This window comes from Streptococcus sp. HPH0090, from assembly GCF_000411475.1.
Taxonomy (GTDB): Bacteria; Bacillota; Bacilli; order Lactobacillales; family Streptococcaceae; genus Streptococcus.
This window is the reverse complement of sequence record NZ_KE150464.1, coordinates 988,848-1,007,923: the sequence shown is the minus strand read 5'-3', so window position 1 is coordinate 1,007,923 and position 19,076 is coordinate 988,848. Positions and strand designations below refer to the sequence as shown.

General features: G+C 39.7%; 18 protein-coding genes and 1 riboswitch. Of the genes, 10 read left to right on the top strand and 8 right to left on the bottom strand.

What is annotated here, in order from left to right:
• Positions 1 to 7: 7 nt before the first annotated feature.
• The 4 genes from HMPREF1481_RS06815 to gatC all read right to left on the bottom strand — a co-directional run bounded on the left by HMPREF1481_RS06815 (position 8) and on the right by gatC (position 4,301).
• Positions 8 to 1,003, bottom strand: a complete 996-nt coding sequence (locus tag HMPREF1481_RS06815) for a zinc-ribbon domain-containing transport protein (RefSeq protein ID WP_016466751.1) — start codon at positions 1,001 to 1,003, stop codon at positions 8 to 10.
• A gap of 87 nt (positions 1,004 to 1,090) precedes the next feature.
• Positions 1,091 to 2,533 (bottom strand): Asp-tRNA(Asn)/Glu-tRNA(Gln) amidotransferase subunit GatB, encoded by a 1,443-nt coding sequence (gene gatB / locus HMPREF1481_RS06810; RefSeq protein ID WP_016466750.1) that lies wholly within the window; start codon positions 2,531 to 2,533, stop codon positions 1,091 to 1,093.
• Positions 2,533 to 3,999, bottom strand: coding sequence for an Asp-tRNA(Asn)/Glu-tRNA(Gln) amidotransferase subunit GatA (gene gatA, locus HMPREF1481_RS06805; RefSeq protein WP_016466749.1), 1,467 nt, complete (start codon positions 3,997 to 3,999; stop codon positions 2,533 to 2,535). The genes gatB and gatA overlap by 1 nt, the downstream gene beginning before the upstream one ends.
• A complete protein-coding gene (gatC, locus tag HMPREF1481_RS06800) occupies positions 3,999 to 4,301 on the bottom strand; it encodes an Asp-tRNA(Asn)/Glu-tRNA(Gln) amidotransferase subunit GatC (RefSeq protein ID WP_016466748.1) in 303 nt (100 codons plus the stop codon). Before gatC ends, gatA begins: the two co-directional genes overlap by 1 nt.
• Positions 4,302 to 4,500: 199 nt before the next feature.
• Here gatC and HMPREF1481_RS06795 point away from each other — a divergent pair, with 199 nt between their 5' ends.
• The 3 genes from HMPREF1481_RS06795 to HMPREF1481_RS06785 all read left to right on the top strand — a co-directional run bounded on the left by HMPREF1481_RS06795 (position 4,501) and on the right by HMPREF1481_RS06785 (position 7,678).
• Positions 4,501 to 5,175 (top strand): YwaF family protein, encoded by a 675-nt coding sequence (locus tag HMPREF1481_RS06795; protein WP_016466747.1) that lies wholly within the window; start codon positions 4,501 to 4,503, stop codon positions 5,173 to 5,175.
• Positions 5,176 to 5,209: 34 nt separating this feature from the next.
• Positions 5,210 to 5,902 (top strand): YwaF family protein, encoded by a 693-nt coding sequence (locus HMPREF1481_RS06790; RefSeq protein WP_016466746.1) that lies wholly within the window; start codon positions 5,210 to 5,212, stop codon positions 5,900 to 5,902.
• Between the two features lie 231 nt (positions 5,903 to 6,133).
• On the top strand, positions 6,134 to 7,678 hold the full coding sequence (locus HMPREF1481_RS06785) for a peptide chain release factor 3 (RefSeq protein ID WP_016466745.1): 1,545 nt from the start codon (positions 6,134 to 6,136) through the stop codon (positions 7,676 to 7,678).
• Between the two features lie 660 nt (positions 7,679 to 8,338).
• Here the strand turns inward: HMPREF1481_RS06785 and HMPREF1481_RS06780 are convergent.
• The 4 genes from HMPREF1481_RS06780 to trkA all read right to left on the bottom strand — a co-directional run bounded on the left by HMPREF1481_RS06780 (position 8,339) and on the right by trkA (position 12,685).
• Entirely contained in the window at positions 8,339 to 9,043 is a 705-nt protein-coding gene (locus HMPREF1481_RS06780; RefSeq protein ID WP_016466744.1) for a CPBP family intramembrane glutamic endopeptidase, read from the bottom strand.
• Positions 9,044 to 9,103: 60 nt separating this feature from the next.
• Positions 9,104 to 9,730 carry a hypothetical protein gene (locus HMPREF1481_RS06775; protein ID WP_016466743.1) on the bottom strand — a complete coding sequence of 209 codons (627 nt, stop codon included), beginning with the start codon at positions 9,728 to 9,730 and terminating at the stop codon, positions 9,104 to 9,106.
• Positions 9,731 to 9,892: 162 nt separating this feature from the next.
• Complete coding sequence (locus tag HMPREF1481_RS06770; RefSeq protein ID WP_016466742.1) at positions 9,893 to 11,332, bottom strand: TrkH family potassium uptake protein; 1,440 nt, start codon at positions 11,330 to 11,332, stop codon at positions 9,893 to 9,895.
• A 3-nt stretch (positions 11,333 to 11,335) separates the two neighbouring features.
• Entirely contained in the window at positions 11,336 to 12,685 is a 1,350-nt protein-coding gene (gene trkA, locus HMPREF1481_RS06765) for a Trk system potassium transporter TrkA (protein WP_016466741.1), read from the bottom strand.
• Between the two features lie 425 nt (positions 12,686 to 13,110).
• Here trkA and HMPREF1481_RS06760 point away from each other — a divergent pair, with 425 nt between their 5' ends.
• From HMPREF1481_RS06760 to ilvN, 7 genes are all read left to right on the top strand, one after another.
• Positions 13,111 to 13,614, top strand: a complete 504-nt coding sequence (locus HMPREF1481_RS06760; RefSeq protein WP_016466740.1) for a tRNA (cytidine(34)-2'-O)-methyltransferase — start codon at positions 13,111 to 13,113, stop codon at positions 13,612 to 13,614.
• 53 nt (positions 13,615 to 13,667) lie between these two features.
• Positions 13,668 to 13,886, top strand: a riboswitch (FMN riboswitch).
• A 156-nt stretch (positions 13,887 to 14,042) separates the two neighbouring features.
• Complete coding sequence (locus tag HMPREF1481_RS06755) at positions 14,043 to 14,606, top strand: ECF transporter S component (RefSeq protein ID WP_016466739.1); 564 nt, start codon at positions 14,043 to 14,045, stop codon at positions 14,604 to 14,606.
• Positions 14,596 to 15,246 carry a phosphatase PAP2 family protein gene (locus HMPREF1481_RS06750; RefSeq protein ID WP_016466738.1) on the top strand — a complete coding sequence of 217 codons (651 nt, stop codon included), beginning with the start codon at positions 14,596 to 14,598 and terminating at the stop codon, positions 15,244 to 15,246. The genes HMPREF1481_RS06755 and HMPREF1481_RS06750 overlap by 11 nt, the downstream gene beginning before the upstream one ends.
• Before the next feature lie 241 nt (positions 15,247 to 15,487).
• Positions 15,488 to 15,913, top strand: a complete 426-nt coding sequence (gene rplK / locus HMPREF1481_RS06745) for a 50S ribosomal protein L11 (RefSeq protein ID WP_001085806.1) — start codon at positions 15,488 to 15,490, stop codon at positions 15,911 to 15,913.
• Positions 15,914 to 16,010: 97 nt separating this feature from the next.
• Positions 16,011 to 16,700 carry a 50S ribosomal protein L1 gene (gene rplA / locus HMPREF1481_RS06740; protein ID WP_001085675.1) on the top strand — a complete coding sequence of 230 codons (690 nt, stop codon included), beginning with the start codon at positions 16,011 to 16,013 and terminating at the stop codon, positions 16,698 to 16,700.
• Between the two features lie 206 nt (positions 16,701 to 16,906).
• Positions 16,907 to 18,607: an acetolactate synthase large subunit gene (locus tag HMPREF1481_RS06735; protein ID WP_016466737.1), complete on the top strand. Its 1,701-nt coding sequence runs from the start codon at positions 16,907 to 16,909 to the stop codon at positions 18,605 to 18,607.
• Positions 18,600 to 19,076 carry an acetolactate synthase small subunit gene (gene ilvN / locus HMPREF1481_RS06730; protein ID WP_006150351.1) on the top strand — a complete coding sequence of 159 codons (477 nt, stop codon included), beginning with the start codon at positions 18,600 to 18,602 and terminating at the stop codon, positions 19,074 to 19,076. The genes HMPREF1481_RS06735 and ilvN overlap by 8 nt, the downstream gene beginning before the upstream one ends.

Here is a 19,076-nt window from a genome sequence, read left to right as displayed (position 1 = left end):
TTTCCTCCTAATTATAAAGTTCGTCTTCATCCACAACTTCATAGGTGTCAAGAACCCATTGATTTGGACTACGTGTGAGCTCAGCTCCGCAGTATTCACATTGGCTAATAGCTGAGATTTTCAGTGGAGCACCACAGTTTGGACAGTGGTCGCTAACAGCTTCATCTTGAACATTGTTTTCAGTTTGGCTACCATGTTTGCGGATGAAGTTCATTTGATAAACTGTAAATAGATCTTGTTGAGGGTCTCCCTCAATAACCTTACGAGTCTTGTCATCGATGACATAGTCTCTCAAAGTAGATGAAAGGATAACCACTAAAGTATCATTTCCATCTGGATTACTCTTGAAATCTTTGATTCGTACATTATCAACATAAACTCGTTCCAAGACATTTGTTGTTTGTGCCTGAATATGTTCTTCCAGTTGAGCACTGTGTTGAGTATAGAGGCTAGCACTTTCAAGTGAGCGCACCAAATTCCAATCTTTTTTAGTCCAAGCTGATTGTAACTGGATGTAGACTTCTCTAACCCATGTAGTGAAAGCATCCGCATCAAAGTTTGGATCGTAGTATCTGAGTCGGTCGATAGCTTGGTTATTATTTTCAACTCTACGATGGCTAATTGGCTCTGGTTCGTAGTTAGTAGTATGTCTTCTATACGGTGTTTCAGATGGAGTGTTCTGATCGTTAAGGTACTTGATGAGCATGAAGAGTAGGAAAGCCCCGACACCAAACATGATAAGAATAGTCATCCCGGTACCTAAAGATCCACCTGAACTTGAGTAACTACCGCCAGAACGATAGCTGCTTCTAGAAGAAGAACTACCACTTGAACGACTAGAACTACTACTTCGTGAACTACTGCGACTAGAACTACTACTTCGTGAACTGCTACGGCTAGAGCTACCACTTCGAGAATGTCCAACACCCGCATCGATTGATTGTAGAGGTGTCACAAATAGAAGAAGCAAGAAGGTAGCGATAAGAGTATATAACTTTTTCATATGTCTCCTAACTATGTGAGTACAGAGTGCAAGGCAGCAAGCTAGAATTTTATATCAGCTTGTGACAGTTATATTTAGATTTATTGATTAATCATTTTTCAACTTAGCCAATTCTTGGGCAAGCAGTTTAAGGGCAACTTGTGGGTTGGCTTGGCCTTTGGTTGCCTTCATGAGGAAGCCGGCGAAGGCTTTATCAGCGTTACGTTTTCCTGACTTGAAGTCGGCAACAGCTGCTTCATTATCCGCAAAGACTTGGTGGATAATTGGAATCAAGACTTCAGGATCTGAGATTTGAACCAAACCAGCTTTTTCCACGTATTCACGAGCACCGCCACCATTTTTAGCAAGGTGGACAAAGACTTTCTTGGCAATCTTAGATGAAATCGTGCCGTCTTCGATGATGGCAATCATTTCCACCAAGTTTTCAGGTGTCAATGCGATTTGTTCCAGTGTTTTACCTTCAGCGTTCAAAAATTGAGCGACTTCACCTTGGAGCCAGTTAGAGACTTGTTTAGCATCACCACCTAGAGCAACTGCCTTTTCAAAGAAATCAGAAGTGACTTTGTTAGCAGTCAACTGACTAGCATCGTATTCTGATAAGCCAAGTTGAGAAACGTAACGAGCACGGCGCTCTTTTGGAAACTCTGGCAACTCAGTGCGCATTTCCTCAATCCACTCATCTGAGATTTCAAAGAGTGGTAGGTCTGGTTCTGGGAAGTAGCGGTAGTCTGCAGCACCTTCCTTGACACGCATGAGGATGGTTGCTTTGTTCGGTTCATCGTAACGACGTGTTTCTTGGCGGATTTGACCACCTGAGCGAAGAATTTCAGCCTGACGTTGCACTTCGTACTCAAGACCCTTGCGGACATTTGAGAAGGAGTTCAAGTTTTTCAACTCAGTCTTGGTACCAAATTTCTCTTGACCATAAGGACGAAGGGAGATGTTAGCATCTACACGCATAGATCCTTCTTCCATCTTAACGTCGGAAATACCAGCATATTGGATCACTTCCTTGAGGGCTGTTAGATAAGCGTAAGCTTCTTCTGGTGAGCGCATGTCGGCTTCAGATACAATCTCAATCAAAGGCACCCCTTGACGGTTGAGGTCGACATAAGAGAAACCATCTGTTCCGTGGGTATTCTTACCAGCATCTTCTTCTAGATGAGCACGTTCGATACCGATTTTCTTAGTTGTACCGTCTTCAAGTTCTACTTCAATCCAACCGTTGTAACCGATTGGCTCATCAAATTGAGAAATTTGGTAGGCTTTTGGATTATCAGGGTAGAAATAGTTCTTGCGGTCAAAGTGCATCTTCTTATGGATATCCATGTTGAGAGCAAGAGCTGCTTTGATACCGGCATCAACAACACCCTTATTGAGAACTGGCAGAACACCTGGGAAAGACCAGTCAATCACGTTGGTGTTGGCATTTTGGTCATTTCCAAAGTGGGCAGAAGTAGGTGAGAAGATTTTTGAATTGGTGTTGAGCTCTACGTGGACTTCAAGTCCAATGACTGTTTCAAAGTTCATTAGTTATCACCTCCAAAAATCACGGGTTGTTGTTTGTGGTAGTCTGTTGTTGCTTCAAAGGCAGCAGCAGCTTGGTAAATGGTTTCCTCAGAGTATTTAGGACCAATCAATTGCAAACCTACTGGTAGACCTTGAGCAAATCCTGCAGGAATCGAAATTCCTGGTAGACCAGCCAAGTTAACTGGGATTGTCAAGAGATCCGCCAAGTACATAGCAACTGGATCGTGGTTGAGCGAATCCAAATCAAAGGCTACGCTTGGAGCTGTCGGACCAAGGATGAGGTCATAATCTGCAAAGACTTTTTCGAAATCTTGGATAATAAGGGTACGAACTTGACCAGCTTTCTTGTAGTAGGCATCGTAGTAACCTGATGAAAGACTGAAAGTACCAAGCATGATCCGACGTTTGACCTCATCACCAAATCCTTGGCTACGAGTGTTAACGTAAATCTCATCCAAGTTCTTAGCATCCTCGGCACGGAAACCATAGCGGATCCCGTCAAAACGTTGCAAGTTTGATGAAGCTTCAGATGAAGCGATGATGTAGTATACAGCAACCCCATATTTTGAGTGTGGAAGGCTAACTTCTTCCACGATAGCACCTAGTTTTTCAAAGTGTTTAGCTGCGTTAAGGATGGTTTCTTTGATTTCTGGATCAATCCCTTCACCAAGGTATTCCTTAGGAAGGGCAATCTTCATTCCCTTGATGTCTTGGCCGATTTTTGAAGTAAAGTCAGCAACGCGGACAGGAGCAGAAGTAGAGTCTTTGGCATCTTCGCTAGCAATCGCATTGAGCAATAGGGCGTTTTCCTTAACGGTTGGAGCAAAAGGACCAATCTGGTCTAGCGAGCTACCAAAGGCAATCAGACCAAAACGTGAAACTGTTCCATAAGTAGGTTTGAGACCAACAATCCCGTTAAAAGCAGCCGGTTGACGGATAGAACCACCGGTATCTGAACCAAGGGACAAACGGACTTGCCCTGAAGCTACAGAAGCTGCAGATCCGCTAGATGAACCACCGGGAACCTTGCTGTTGTCCCAAGCGTTTTTAGTTGCACCATAGTATGATGTTTCACCAGAACCACCCATGGCAAACTCGTCCATATTAGTTTTTCCGACAACAATCATGCCCTTAGATTTTGCATTGGCAACTGCTGTTGCATCAAAGATTGGCTCGTAGTTATAAAGCATTTTTGAGGCTGCAGTTGTCAGAATGCCGTCTGTAGAGATATTATCCTTAACGGCTAGTGGAATTCCTGAAAGGATATTGTCAGCGTCGATTCCAGCCTCGTCAATAGCTTTAGCTTGAGCAAGGGCTTGGTCTTCAGCAATCGTAACGAAGGCATTGATAACCTCTTCACGCGCCTTGATATCTTCAAGAGTTGCTTGTGTTAGTTCAGTTGCAGAAATTTCCTTAGAGACAAGGAGGTTGTGCAACTCTTCAATCGTTTTATTGTTAAAAGTCATTAGGCATCTCCTCCGTCATCTAGGATAGCTGGCACCTTGATATAGTAGTTTTCTTTTTCAGGTACATTTTTAAACAAGCGGTCACGGTCAGTTCCTTTTTCAGCAATATCTGGACGCAATACTGTCTTACGATCAGCCATAGTAGTCGTTGGTTCAACACCAGTTGTATCGACTTCACCGAGCAACTCAACCATATCAACAATTTTAGACAAGGTTGTCGCAAACTCAGCTGTTTCATTTTCAGTGAATTTTAATTTAGAAAGATTGGCAACGTGGGTTACCTCTTCTTGTGTAATTTTCATCTTTTATCCTTTCGTGAAATGATGATTCTTTATCTGTTCTATTTTACCATATTTTCCTATAAATAAGGCAAGTCAAACTGAAAAGAAATAGAAATTGAAAAATAGTTTTTATTTCGATATAATGGTTGAAACTAGAAGAAATAACAACTGTCGTATTTAGTTGGTATATAACCCAACTAGAACACGTTAAGGATGGCACATGAAGCTTTGGGAGTTACTTTTTACCAGTGAAAAGACAGTCCCTCCTCGTTTGGGAGCATTTTACTTTTTATTACCTACTTCTTTGGTAATCATAGCTTTTTTATCGATTCGCTATGCAAGTTCTAAACGTTACCTAGAATTTTGGTATTGGGGACAATTGATTCAGTTGCTCATTATCAACGCTTGGTATATTGCTGCACGCCTGCCCCTATCTGAAGCTCTCCCTTTTTACCATAGTCGCATGGCTATGTGGATTATTCTTTTTGCCCCTAATAAGACCTTTTTCAAGCAATATTTTGCCTTAGTGGGAGTTTTTGGTTCTATCATGGCCTTGGTTTATCCAGTCTTTTATCCTTTTCCCTTCCCTCATGTTTCGTCTGTGAACAATGTTTTTGGACATTGGGCCCTCTTGGCTAACTGCTTGATTTATCTTGTTAGATATTATAAAGTTGAAAAAGGGGATACTTGGAAAATATGCCAGATGACATTTGGAATCAATGCCATTATCTTTCTAGCCAACCTCTTGACAGGAGGAAATTATGGCTTTATGAGTAACCCCCCTGTGATTGGGGATTATGGCGCTTTGGTTAACTATCTCATAGTGACCAGTATGATGACAGGAGTTGTCATCCTCATCAATCAACTTGTTAAATACAAACATAAGAAAAGTTAATGTACAACTGAATTCGTTGCCTTAAGGAGATTTTATGCATCATTTTATTACAAGAACCCAAACAACACCGCCTCCTATTTCCATTTTTTGGTATGGAGTCATGATAGGCCTTCTTGCTTTGTCTATTTATGCTTCTCTTACTTTCTACAAAAATCCAAAATTTGTTCGATTGTTTAAGTGGATTCAAATAGCGCAACTGCTAGCTCTTTATACTTGGTATATTGGTTTTAGCATTCCATTTTCAAATAGTCTGCCTCTTTACCATTGTCGTTTAGCTATGTTCGCGGTTGTCTTCCTACCAGACGGATGGAAAACCAAGCAGTATTTTGCCCTTATGGGAGCTAGTGGAGCAGTATTTGCCTTGGGCTACCCTGTTTTCGACCCCTATGATTTTCCGCATATTACCAGCTTTTCTTTCTTGATTGGTCATTATGCACTTTTGGTTAATTCCCTGGTCTATCTCATGAATCACTACGATAAGACCTTGCTGAAAAAGTATCGAATCATCGCTTACACTTTTGTTCTTAATCTTTTTCTAGTTGGAGTCAATCAATTGACAGGTGGGAATTACGGACTTTTGAATACTACGCCTTTTATCCCAGATGCTCCTATTTGGATCAAGTATCTTCTGGTTTCAATCATTCTTTCTTCAGCCTTAGTACTCTTTGATATCTTGTTTAAGAAACGCTGGCAAAAGAAAATGGCTTTAGAATCAACTTTTTCATGAAACCATAGTAAGTAAAAAACGATACAGATTCGATTGTAAAATATAAATTGAGATATCTATTATTTAAAAGCAAGTCTACTATGTAGACCTGCTTTTTCTGATATCAGCGATTGAAAAACTCCCTAAAATCCGATATAATGGAGTGTTGAAAGGAATTTAAGAGTCCAATGTAACAAAGAGTGATTATCTATTGAAATCATTGAAAATAAAAAGAAAAAAGAAAGAGAAGTTATGAGTATTCAAGAAGAAATTAAAAAACGTCGTACCTTTGCCATCATCTCCCACCCGGACGCGGGTAAAACGACGATTACAGAGCAGTTGCTCTACTTTGGGGGAGAGATTCGTGAGGCTGGTACCGTAAAAGGGAAGAAAACAGGAAACTTTGCCAAGTCTGACTGGATGGATATTGAGAAACAACGTGGGATTTCGGTAACCTCATCTGTCATGCAGTTTGACTATGATGGCAAACGGGTCAACATCCTTGATACACCAGGGCACGAGGATTTTTCAGAAGATACTTATCGGACCTTGATGGCGGTAGACGCTGCCGTCATGGTGGTGGACTCAGCCAAGGGTATCGAGGCCCAAACTAAGAAATTGTTTGAGGTTGTTAAACACCGCGGAATTCCAGTATTCACCTTTATGAACAAGCTGGACCGTGACGGTCGTGAGCCACTAGATCTTTTGCAAGAATTGGAAGAAGTCTTGGGCATCGCTAGCTATCCGATGAACTGGCCGATTGGGATGGGGAAAGCCTTTGAAGGACTTTACGACCTTTACAACAAACGCTTGGAACTTTATAAAGGAGACGAGCGTTTTGCTAGTCTGGAAGATGGGGACAATCTATTTGCTAGCAACCCATTCTACGAGCAAGTCAAAGATGACATCGAACTCTTGCAAGAAGCTGGGAATGAATTCTCAGAAGAAGCCATCCTTGCGGGTGAATTAACTCCAGTATTCTTCGGTTCGGCTCTTACTAACTTTGGAGTACAGACCTTCCTTGAAACCTTCCTCAAGTTTGCTCCAGAACCACACGGTCACAAGAAAACAGATGGCGAAATTGTCGATCCTTACGATAAGGATTTCTCAGGCTTTGTCTTTAAAATCCAAGCTAACATGGACCCTCGTCACCGTGACCGTATCGCCTTTGTCCGTATCGTATCGGGTGAATTCGAGCGTGGTATGAGTGTTAATCTTCCTCGTACTGGTAAGAGTGCTAAACTATCAAATGTTACCCAGTTTATGGCAGAAAGTCGTGAGAATGTCACCAATGCCGTAGCAGGAGATATTATCGGGGTTTACGATACTGGTACTTATCAGGTGGGAGATACTTTGACAGTTGGGAAAAACAAATTTGAATTTGAACCACTGCCAACCTTTACCCCTGAAATCTTCATGAAAGTTTCTGCTAAGAACGTTATGAAGCAAAAATCCTTCCACAAAGGGATTGAGCAATTGGTTCAAGAAGGAGCTATTCAGCTTTATACAAACTACCAAACGGGTGAATACATGTTAGGTGCCGTTGGTCAATTGCAGTTTGAAGTCTTCAAGCACCGGATGGAAAATGAGTACAATGCAGAAGTGGTTATGAGCCCAATGGGTAAAAAGACGGTTCGTTGGATTAAGCCAGAGGACCTAGATGAGCGCATGTCTTCAAGCCGAAATATCTTGGCGAAGGATCGCTTTGACCAGCCTGTCTTCCTCTTTGAAAATGACTTTGCTCTCCGCTGGTTTGCGGACAAGTATCCAGATGTGGAGTTGGAAGAAAAAATGTAGATCGCCAAAGTTACTTGATTGTGTGACAATCTAAGTAACTAACGCCAAGTTTCTATGGAACTTGGCTAGGCGCTCCACTAGTAAAGTTTTACGAATATTATCGATTCGTAAAACTTTACGTCGTGATGGGTAAAAAAGTGGCCTAACAGCCTTACTAACTTCGTTTTACAAATGAAATCGATTTATAAAACTCAGTGTCGTAATCTAATAAACTGCAACCACTATGGAGGTTTACCTAAACGCTTCATTAGGAAAAGTCCACGAATAGTATCGATTCGTGGGCTTTTCCGTCGTATCGTAACAGAAAGGAAGCGGTCTAACAACTGCCTTACTAACTGAGTTTGGCAAATAAAATCGATTTGCCAAATTCAGTGTCGTAGTTCAGGAAATTTATGTGGTTGTATGGCAATCTAAGTAACTAACGCCAAGTTTCTATGGAACTTGGCTAGGCACTCCACTAGTAAAGTTTTACGAATATTATCGATTCTTAAAACTTTACGTCGTAACAGAAAGGAAGTGGACTAGCTTACTGTCACTATCTCCGTATAGCAACTTCTCGCACCTAATTCGTGTTTCGTTCTTAAATAGACAAAAAGGACTAGAAATTAGATAGATTTCTAGTCTTTTTATTTTAAATTATATTAGTAGTGGAACCTTCATTTATTGAATGGCATCTATACCAACAACCTTGATAAGAATTGTCAGAAGGATAAGCATGAGAATGCTCATTCCATTAATTACTAAATGGAGGAAAATAGACATTTCTAGACGTTTGGTGCGATATGCAGTCCAAGTTAGGACGGCAGACATCCAACCATAGATTAAGAAAGAAGGCGGGTTTGTTGGGATATGGGCCATTGTAAAGAGGAGCCAACCAAAAACGTAACCAATTTTTTCATATCCTTCAAAAAGTTTAGTAGGTATAATACCACGGCAGATAATTTCCTCACAAATAGGAGCTACCAAGACAACTACGAAAAAGCTTGAAATGATCGAAGTTTCTGACATGAGGCTATTAATAGTTTCTTGATTTGAAGTAGTTGTTTGATTTAGAAGTCTTAGCCAAATTCCACCAACCATATTTACAGCGATAATGGCTGCATAGCTGAGTGCGATTCGAGGGGCATCATTAATGCTAAAGAGTTTCGATTTTAAATTTAAGAGTTTGCTTTTGTGAGCACCATATAAAAAGAGTGTAACAACAGTCGTAGAGACAATCCCTACTATTAAAGATGCCCAAATAGATTCTAGTTGAGTTCTTTGTAGCAATACCCAAGTCAAAATAGGAACTTGAGATAGAAACATGGCTACAAAAAAGATTCCTAACCAAAGCAGTCTTTTGCTATAATCTTTAAAAAAATTCATCCAAATATCTCCTAAAAAATTTATTTCATTATAGCATACTTTGGATAGGAATTCTATAAACTACCAAAACATGAGTGTAGAGACAATTAGTAAGATATTTCGTATTAAATGACTGTAGAAGGATAAATCGTGTCTTAATTTTTGGGGAAATAAAAAGCTGAGGAAGCTGACTCCTAATAGGATATAAAAGCTGACAGAAAGGATAGTTATAGGATTATGCAGAAAAAATAAACTAAAGATCATTAGGCTAATTAGTTTTCTTGTCTTATTATGAGTTGGTAACTTCTTCCATTTCTTGAGCGGTAAAAAAGTTGCAATATCTACTCCAAGCAAGAAAAAGAAAGAGATAAACATCAAATCCATCACTTCTTTTTGAAGCAAAGTGTCACTACTAGGATTATCAAATAGGATAAGGCTGACTCCCGCCACATTAATGACAATCATAGTGCTATATAATAAAAAGAAAGAACGGCTGCGATTTCGTAGCTGACTGTTGACAGGATCATGGCCTGAAAGATAGTGGATAAAAGTACACATAGCAGCTAATGCCAGCAAGAAAAGCAACAAGTAAAAGTATGATTGTTTGAGAGTTAGAGAAATTCCAGACCAAAATACACAACTACAGAGTCCAAGATATGCTACGGATCCCAATAAGAGAAACTGGATTGATTTTCTAATTTTTTCCATAAATAAACCCCTATGTTTTTTTAAAATTATAACGAAATGGATTCACAAAAAATCAACTTTTTCCCAAGTGTTTGTTTTCGACTCTCAACTGTCTTTTTTATCTGATCCAGCAAAAAACACATCCCTCGATTTTTGAAGGATGTGCTATTTGATTATAAAATTCTAACGTTTAGACCAAGTTCGCTTCATAAAGAGTAATATGATAGGATAAATTTCAAGACGTCCTGCAATCATTGCAAAGGATAGGAGGAGTTTTGAAAATGGACTAAAAATTGAGAAACTTGAAGTCGTTCCTAAAATTGGACCGATATTGTTAAAACAACTGAAAACAGCACTCGTAACAACCATTAGATTGTTAGTATCTAAACTGACGATAAAGATCAGACTGAGTAGAATCATGATGTAAACTACAAAATACTTCAAAATCTTGTGTTGGGTATCCTTGTCGATGACCGTTTTATTAACATGAAGAGTTAAGACACGGTGAGGGGATATAGTAGACAAGAATTGGTTTTTTGCAATTTTAGCGAGGATAACTCCACGGATGACCTTGAGACCACCGGCAGTGGAACCAGCAGAACCACCAATTGCCATTAACATCAGTAAGATGTATTGAGAAAACAAAGGCCAGTTCGTGATGTCACCATAACCAAAACCAGTAGTGGTAATGATATTAGAAACTTGGAAGAAGGCCATCTCAAAACTTTGTGAAACACCACTATAAAGGTGAAGTGTGTTGAGTGTGATTAAGCCAGTAGATATAGCCACGATTAAGAGATAAGCTCGAAGTTCCTCATCGAAAAAGAATTCCTTAACTCGACGAAGCATGAGATAGTAGTAAAGGTTGAAATTGACACCGAACATCAAAACCCCAATACTTGTCAAATAAGTGATGAGAGAACTATGATAGTGGGCAATACCATCGTTATAAACAGTGAATCCCCCAGTTCCAGCTGTTCCCATTGCGATAATAAAGCTATCGTAGAGGGGCATTCCTGCAATATAATAAATAACCACAAAGAGGGCGAACATAGCTAAGTAGAGGATGTAGAGGATTTGGGCTGTATTTTTTAGTTTAGACACAACCTTACCAAATACTGGTCCTGGGACCTCAGCCTTCATAACCTCTAAGTGACTGTTTTTGGCATTGTCCATTATAGCTAATGCAAAAACCAGCACCCCCATCCCTCCAATGAGGTGGGTAAAACTCCGCCAAAATAGAAGTGAACGGCTTAGGACAGATACGTCATTTAGGATGGTCGCACCCGTTGTTGTGAAACCGGAGCTAACTTCGAAGAAGGCATCGATAATATTGGGGATTTGTCCTGAAAAGACAAAGGGAAGGGCGCCAAAGAAAGACCAGAGAATCCAACATAGAGCAACGATCAAGACCCCTTCTTTTGCATAAATTCTTTGTTTTTTTGGCTTGCTGATGATACCAAGAAGACCTAGGACGACAAGAATCCCGATAGTAGAGAAAAGAGCTGTAAATACTTGACTAGATTCTTGATAGTAAAGAGCGATACTAACTGGTACCAAGAGAAGGGCAGCCTCGATTAAGAGTAGCTTTGCAAGAAGAAAGCGTACCATACTTCTATTCATAGCTTACCTCTCTAACAAATCATAAATCTTGGTGATGTTTGATAGCAAAGTGATGACCACTAGCTTATCACCGACTTGGAGCGTATCTTCTCCAGTTGGGAAGATTGTTTTTCCGTTCCGAATAATGGCGGCAATCAAGACATCTTTTTTTAGCTTTAATTGAGACAAGGGTTTGCCAGTCATCTTGTTTGCTTCCTTAATTAGGAACTGAAGGGTTTCTACCTGGCCATTTGCAAGGTGATGCATAGCTTGAAGGTCAGAATATTGGGCATTTACACGACCATGGATAAAGTGCATGATAGTATCAACAGCGATTGTCTTAGGCGTGATGATGCTTGAGAAGTCTGTTGCATGGATAATTTCCAAGAGACTAGTACGGTTAACTTTGGTAATGTTTTTTTGAACACCAATACTATCCAAGAACATAGATGTAATGATGTTTTCCTCGTCGACTCCAGTCAAAGTAGCAACAGCATCGTAGTTTTGGGCACTTTCTTCTAAGAGAATATCTTTAGTTGTTCCATCCCCTTGAACGATATAGAGTTTAGGGAATTTTTCACTAAAGAAGGCAGCTCTTTCTTGGTTGACCTCTATCACTTTCGTATCGATTCGACTATCTTTTAAAATACCTAGTAGGTAGTATGCAATCTTACCAGCTCCAATGATGAGCAAGCTCTTAACGACTCTAGATTTGAGATAATTGTGGAAGAGCATCATATCGACACGATGTCCTGTTACAAAGATGCGGTCTTTATCTTCTAGAACAAAATCTCCACTAGGAATCATCAGTTTATGATTACGTTCAATGACGCAGACGATAACGTTACCGAACTTTTTACGAAAATCAGCAATGGACATCTGACAAATATTGCTATCTTCTCGAACGACGAATTCCATTAGGCTAACCAAGCCACCCACGAAACGTTCAACTGATAGAGCGTTTGGGAAGTCAATGATGTTTGCGATAGCACGAGCAGCTAAGAGTTCTGGGTTAACAATCAGTGAAAATCCGAGAATATTTTTTTCTTTAAAGTAAGGATTAGAATATTCAGGATTACGAACACGAACGATGGTTTCTTTGGCTCCCATTTTTTTAGCGAGAACGGCTGAAACCATGTTAACTTCATCATACTGTGTCATGGCGATGAAAATATCGCAGTCTTGAACATTGGCTGCCTCTAACATAGCAAAGTCAGCACCGTTGCCTGCGATACCGATAATATCAAAGCGACTTGTCATGTAATTTAAAACAGTTTCGTTCTGTTCAATCAAGACAACGTCATGGTTGTCAGCAACAAGCGAACGACAAAGGGCAGAACCGACTTTTCCCCCTCCGACAAGAATAATTTTCATAGTTATATAACCTACTTTTTCAATATGTCTCTATCATACCTTTTTTTCGGAAAAAATGCACTCAACAACCGATTTCTTGCCCCTTTTGAAGAATCAGATTCACATCTAAAAATTTTTTGGTTTAAAATCAATAATCTTTTAGGAATCAGTTCATTTTTCCCAAGTTTTTAATACAAGCCAATCCCATGATATAATTGATTCGATGAACCTTATTTAACTTTTGTAAATATGTTTGTAAAAAAAATGAAAAAATCAAGTCATTTCTATTGACAATCAGGCTGAAAGTGTTATACTAAAAAAGTAGTTTCGCTGATTTACTTCAAACCTGTTGTGAGGTAAGTTAACGACGCCTTAACCACGCTGTTTGCTGAGCTTGACTCCGGGCAGTGTGGCTATTTTTTTGCACTAGTGAGAGGAAGCAAGGCATGACCAATCATATTGTATTGTTTGAACCACAAATTCCACAAAATACGGGAAATATTGCACGAACCTGTGCAGCGACAAATGCGCCCCTTCATATTATCAAACCTATGGGCTTTCCTATTGACGATCGTAAAATGAAGCGAGCTGGGCTTGACTATTGGGACAAACTTGATATTTATTTCTATGATAGTCTAGATGAATTTATGGGAAAAATGAATGGACAACTCTACTTGATTTCCAAGTTTGCAGAAAAGGTCTATTCAGATGCAGATTTCACAACAGAAGGGAATCATTATTTTCTCTTTGGCCGTGAAGATAAGGGTTTGCCTGAGGAATTTATGCGTGAACATCCTGAAAAAGCTCTCAGAATTCCTATGAATGATGAACATGTTCGTAGCTTGAATGTTTCCAATACAGTCTGTATGATTGTCTATGAGGCCCTACGTCAACAAAACTTTGCGGGACTTGAACTGGTTCACACTTACGAAACAGATAAGTTGAAATAAACACTGATGAGAGATAAAATGCTTGCGCTTGCAAGCTTTTTTTGTTATCATAAAGGGGTCTTCAGGGCTGGGTGAGATTCCCGACCGGCGGTGAATTTGACTAGCTATTTTAGCTTTCTCTTCGTTGTCTTGTCTCGATATACTTTAAGTATTATCTTCGACTGCGACGTCTAGATAAATCTAAAATATCTTAGCCAAATAAGTCCGCGAGCGCAAGCTGATGTGGTGAGATTCCACAACCGACAGTATAGTCTGGATGGGAGAAGACGAAAGAATGGCTTTGTCTATTCTAATTGATTTTTTATAGGTAAATTGCAACCGCTTGCTAAAAAGAGTGAGGGGGAACTTTTGGAATATAAAAATAAAGGATAGATAGAGGAATCCTTTCCAACTTCTTCTGATTTTATAGAAAATTGGAGGAACCTGTTATGACAAACACACGTCGACTTTCGACCATTGCAATTTTATCAGCACTTTCATTTGTGTTGATGTACTTTGACTTTCCGCTTTTGCCAGCGGCATCCTTTTTGAGGATTGAGTTCAGTATTTTACCGGTCCTTGTGGGCTTGGTAGTCTTGGATTTACCAGCAGCTTTTGGAGTGCTTTTCCTTCGGTCCTTGTTGAAAATCCTTCTGAACAATCAAGGGGTTAGTACCTATATTGGTTTACCGATGAATATTGTTGCCTTGGGAGTCTTTGTACTTGCTTTTGGTTTGATTTGGAAAGAAGAACGAACAGCCATTCGTTTTGCTCTAGCTTCCCTAATTGGTGTGATTAGTATGACTCTGGCAATGCTAGTGTTAAACTATGTTTATGCTGTCCCTTTGTACGCAAAATTTGCTAATTTTGATATTGAAAATATTCTAGGGCTAAGTAATTACTTGTTGGCAATGGTTTTACCATTCAATTTGATTGAAGGCGTCGTCTTTGCCCTCTCATTCTGGTTATTATTTGTCCTATTGAAACCAACCTTGAAATACTATGAAAGATAAACAAACATATTTCACAAAGGGCTCTTTCGCCCTTTTACTTTTTGTGATTATTGGTTATATGGTAAAGTTCTACCCTGAAATGTTGGTCAACTTTGATCAACCGATTCAGACAGCGATTCGAGGAGATTTGCCTGAATATCTAACCTTGCTTTTTAGAGCAATTACGCATCTAATTGATATCCCGATCATTATCACTTGGGTTCTAATCGTAGCTTTTATTTTTTATCGCAAGCAATGGAAAATGGAAAGTTTTCTCATGTTGGGAAATCTAGCTTTGGCTGGGATCTTGATTGTGACTTTTAAGAATATTTACCAAAGACCACGGCCAGAAATTCTACACTTGGTAGATGAAAAAGGTTTTTCGTTTCCTAGTGGACATTCTCTGGCGGTAACGATTATGGTAGGAACTTTGATTGTGATTTTCAGTCAAAGGATTAAAGACAAGCTTTGGAAAAGAATCGTCCAAATCTTACTAGGATTCTATTTATTGAGTGTACTCGTATCCAGAGTCTATCTGGGGGTTCATTATCCATCAGATGTTCTTGCCAGTCTTTGTGTTGGCCTTGGGGTTCTATTTATTGAATTTCCATTTTATGACAAACTCCGTTTTCAATGGCGTTTTAAAGGCAAGCAGAAGTAATGATAGGAAGCACTCAAATAGAGTGCTTTTTTGACGTGAAAACACTGTTTCTTAAAGTAAACGGTTAAAAAAATAAATAGATTTTAGATAATCATTTAAACGAAAAAAATCTCAAAAAAATTGATTTTTCCTACTTGAATTTTAGACAGAATAGTGTATAATAGATGGGTATGTGTAAAACATACTTGTGGGAGGTAAAAATCTCTAAATTACCGCCAAAACCACAAAGGAGGATTTAAAAATGGCTAAAAAAGTCGAAAAACTTGTAAAATTGCAAATCCCTGCTGGTAAAGCTACACCAGCTCCACCAGTTGGACCTGCTCTTGGTCAAGCTGGTATCAACATCATGGGATTCACAAAAGAGTTCAACGCTCGTACAGCTGATCAAGCTGGTATGATTATTCCAGTTGTTATCTCAGTATACGAAGATAAATCATTTACTTTCATCACTAAGACACCACCAGCTGCTGTTCTTTTGAAAAAAGCTGCAGGTGTTGAAAAAGGATCAGGTACACCTAACAAAACTAAAGTTGCTACAGTTACTCGTGCACAAGTACAAGAAATTGCAGAAACTAAGATGCCAGATTTGAACGCAGCAAACATTGAGTCTGCAATGCGTATGATTGAAGGTACTGCTCGTTCTATGGGATTCACTGTTGTTGACTAATCAATAACATCCCCAATATAACCCGCAAGACTTCATCATTTCGAGAAGTGACGTGGGAGATGAAAATCGATTGAACCACTTACAAGGAGAATAGAAAATGGCTAAAAAAAGCAAACAACTTCGTGCTGCACTTGAGAAAATCGACAGCACAAAAGCATACAGCGTAGAAGAAGCTGTAGCACTTGCAAAAGAAACTAACTTTGCAAAATTTGACGCAACTGTAGAAGTTGCTTACAACTTGAACATCGACGTTAAAAAAGCTGACCAACAAATCCGTGGAGCAATGGTATTGCCAAACGGTACTGGTAAAACTTCACGCGTTCTTGTTTTCGCACGTGGTGCTAAAGCAGAAGAAGCGAAAGCTGCTGGAGCAGACTTCGTAGGTGAAGATGACCTTGTTGCTAAAATCAACGACGGTTGGTTGGACTTCGACGTGGTTATCGCTACACCTGATATGATGGCTCTTGTTGGACGTCTTGGACGTGTCCTTGGACCACGTAACTTGATGCCAAACCCTAAAACTGGTACTGTAACAATGGATGTTGCGAAAGCAGTTGAAGAGTCTAAAGGTGGTAAAATTACTTACCGTGCTGACCGTGCAGGTAACGTTCAAGCAATCATCGGTAAAGTATCATTTGAAGCTGAAAAATTGGTTGAAAACTTCAAAGCTTTCAACGAAACAATTCAAAAAGCTAAACCAGCTACAGCTAAAGGTACTTACGTAACAAACTTGACTATCACAACTACTCAAGGTGTTGGTATCAAGGTTGATGTAAACTCACTTTAATTAGTAATTTGTAAAAAGGTTGAAGACGATAAGTCTCAACCTTTTTTTCTATGAAAATGTTAAAAAAACGGATAAACTTTGGAATCGATTTGATATTGTAAAGTATCTAGATAGAAAATTCAGAAAATTTCTTCTTTTGTCTTGAAAATTTTTGAAAAAATGGTATTATAGAAACAAGTCATTTTAAGAGAACAGAAAGGGGAACAATGGAGAAAATCATTTTAGATTCACCAAAGTCGGGATCAGAACTTGTTTTGGAAACACTCCGTGATTTAGGAATTGATACGATTTTTGGTTATCCAGGCGGAGCCGTATTGCCTTTGTATGATGCTATTTATAGTTTTAAAGGCATTCGTCATATTTTAGGGCGCCATGAACAAGGATGTCTTCATGAAGCTGAAGGTTATGCTAAGTCAACAGGAAAACTTGGTGTTGCAGTCGTCACAAGTGGACCGGGAGCTACAAATGCCATTACGGGTATTGCAGATGCTATGAGCGACAGTGTTCCTCTTTTGGTTTTCACAGGACAAGTGGCAAGAGCTGGTATCGGTAAAGACGCCTTCCAAGAAGCGGATATTGTCGGTATTACCATGCCAATTACCAAGTACAATTATCAGGTTCGTGAAACAGCAGATATTCCACGTGTGATTACAGAGGCGGTGCATATTGCGACAACAGGTCGTCCAGGTCCAGTCGTCATTGATTTGCCGAAAGATGTTTCTGCACTTGAGACAGATTTTATCTACTCACCAGAAGTAGTGTTACCAAGTTATCAACCAACCGTTGAGCCCAATGATATGCAAATCAAGAAAATCTTGAAGCAGTTATCTAAAGCTAAAAAACCAGTATTACTTGCTGGTGGTGGAATCAGTTACGCAGAGGCTGCCGCAGAGTTGATTGAATTCGCAGAACGGTATCAAATTCCGGTTGTAACCAGTCTTTTGGGACAGGGAACAATCGCAACTAGCCACCCACTGTTTTTGGGGATGGGTGGAATGCATGGTTCCTTTGCAGCTAACATTGCCATGACAGAAGCAGATTTTATGATTTCTATTGGTTGTCGTTTTGATGACCGCTTGACTGGAAATCCTAAGACTTTTGCTAAGAAGGCTAAAGTAGCGCATATTGATATTGATCCTGCAGAGATTGGTAAGATTATCGCAGTCGATATCCCAGTTGTTGGTGATGCTAAAAAAGCCTTACAACAATTACTTGCAGAACCAGTTGTTCATAACAATACTGAAAAATGGATTGAAAAGGTCACAAAAGATAAAAATCGTGTTCGATCTTATGATAAGAAAGAACGTGTGGTTCAACCTCAAGCAGTCATTGAACGCATCGGTGAGTTGACCGAGGGGGACGCCGTTGTTGTAACAGACGTTGGCCAACACCAAATGTGGACAGCTCAATACTATCCATACCAAAATGAGCGTCAATTGGTAACCTCAGGTGGTCTAGGAACGATGGGATTCGGAGTTCCTGCAGCCATCGGAGCAAAAATTGCTAATCCAGATAAAGAGGTCGTCCTCTTTGTCGGTGACGGTGGTTTCCAGATGACCAACCAAGAATTGGCAATCTTAAATATCTATAAGATTCCAATTAAAGTCATCATGCTCAATAACCACTCGCTCGGGATGGTTCGTCAATGGCAAGAAGCCTTCTATGAAGGACGAACATCAGAGTCGGTCTTTGATAGCCTTCCTGATTTCCAATTAATGGCGCAGGCGTACGGGATTAAAAATTATAAATTTGACAATCCTGAAACCTTAGAGAAGGATTTGGAAGTCATCAAAGAGAATGTACCAATGTTCATCGAAGTAGATATTTCTCGTAAAGAGCATGTCTTACCGATGGTACCAGCTGGTAAGAGTAATCATGAGATGTTGGGGGTGAAGTTTAATGCGTAGAATGTTAACAGCCAAACTTCAAAACCGTTCAGGTGTTCTCAATCGCTTTACTGGAGTCTTGTCGAGACGTCAAGTTAATATCGAAAGTATTTCTGTGGGTGCAACGGAGAATCCTAATGTATCACGAATTACTATTATCATTGATGTTGCATCGAATGATGAAGTGGAGCAAATCATCAAACAACTTAACCGTCAGGTCGATGTTATCCGTGTTCGTGATATCACTGATAAACCTCACCTAGAGCGAGAAGTTATCTTGGTTAAGATTGCTGCACCAGCTGAGAAGCGAGCAGAAATTTTGGCCATCATTCAACCTTTCCGTGCAACTGTGGTCGATGTAGCTCCTAGCTCCATTACCGTTCAGATGACGGGAAATGCAGAAAAGAGTGAAGCTTTGATTCGTGTCATTCGACCATACGGTATCAAGAATATTGCTCGTACGGGTGCAACTGGATTTACCCGTGATTAA

Excerpts from the sequence above, each read along its gene's own strand:
- HMPREF1481_RS06815 (WP_016466751.1), bottom strand. The coding sequence starts at position 1,003 with ATGAAAAAGTTATATACTCTTATCGCTACCTTCTTGCTTCTTCTATTT.
- gatB (WP_016466750.1), bottom strand. The coding sequence starts at position 2,533 with ATGAACTTTGAAACAGTCATTGGACTTGAAGTCCACGTAGAGCTCAAC.
- gatA (WP_016466749.1), bottom strand. The coding sequence starts at position 3,999 with ATGACTTTTAACAATAAAACGATTGAAGAGTTGCACAACCTCCTTGTC.
- gatC (WP_016466748.1), bottom strand. The coding sequence starts at position 4,301 with ATGAAAATTACACAAGAAGAGGTAACCCACGTTGCCAATCTTTCTAAA.
- HMPREF1481_RS06795 (WP_016466747.1), top strand. The coding sequence starts at position 4,501 with ATGAAGCTTTGGGAGTTACTTTTTACCAGTGAAAAGACAGTCCCTCCT.
- HMPREF1481_RS06790 (WP_016466746.1), top strand. The coding sequence starts at position 5,210 with ATGCATCATTTTATTACAAGAACCCAAACAACACCGCCTCCTATTTCC.
- HMPREF1481_RS06785 (WP_016466745.1), top strand. The coding sequence starts at position 6,134 with ATGAGTATTCAAGAAGAAATTAAAAAACGTCGTACCTTTGCCATCATC.
- HMPREF1481_RS06780 (WP_016466744.1), bottom strand. The coding sequence starts at position 9,043 with ATGAATTTTTTTAAAGATTATAGCAAAAGACTGCTTTGGTTAGGAATC.
- HMPREF1481_RS06775 (WP_016466743.1), bottom strand. The coding sequence starts at position 9,730 with ATGGAAAAAATTAGAAAATCAATCCAGTTTCTCTTATTGGGATCCGTA.
- HMPREF1481_RS06770 (WP_016466742.1), bottom strand. The coding sequence starts at position 11,332 with ATGAATAGAAGTATGGTACGCTTTCTTCTTGCAAAGCTACTCTTAATC.
- trkA (WP_016466741.1), bottom strand. The coding sequence starts at position 12,685 with ATGAAAATTATTCTTGTCGGAGGGGGAAAAGTCGGTTCTGCCCTTTGT.
- HMPREF1481_RS06760 (WP_016466740.1), top strand. The coding sequence starts at position 13,111 with ATGACCAATCATATTGTATTGTTTGAACCACAAATTCCACAAAATACG.
- HMPREF1481_RS06755 (WP_016466739.1), top strand. The coding sequence starts at position 14,043 with ATGACAAACACACGTCGACTTTCGACCATTGCAATTTTATCAGCACTT.
- HMPREF1481_RS06750 (WP_016466738.1), top strand. The coding sequence starts at position 14,596 with ATGAAAGATAAACAAACATATTTCACAAAGGGCTCTTTCGCCCTTTTA.
- rplK (WP_001085806.1), top strand. The coding sequence starts at position 15,488 with ATGGCTAAAAAAGTCGAAAAACTTGTAAAATTGCAAATCCCTGCTGGT.
- rplA (WP_001085675.1), top strand. The coding sequence starts at position 16,011 with ATGGCTAAAAAAAGCAAACAACTTCGTGCTGCACTTGAGAAAATCGAC.
- HMPREF1481_RS06735 (WP_016466737.1), top strand. The coding sequence starts at position 16,907 with ATGGAGAAAATCATTTTAGATTCACCAAAGTCGGGATCAGAACTTGTT.
- ilvN (WP_006150351.1), top strand. The coding sequence starts at position 18,600 with ATGCGTAGAATGTTAACAGCCAAACTTCAAAACCGTTCAGGTGTTCTC.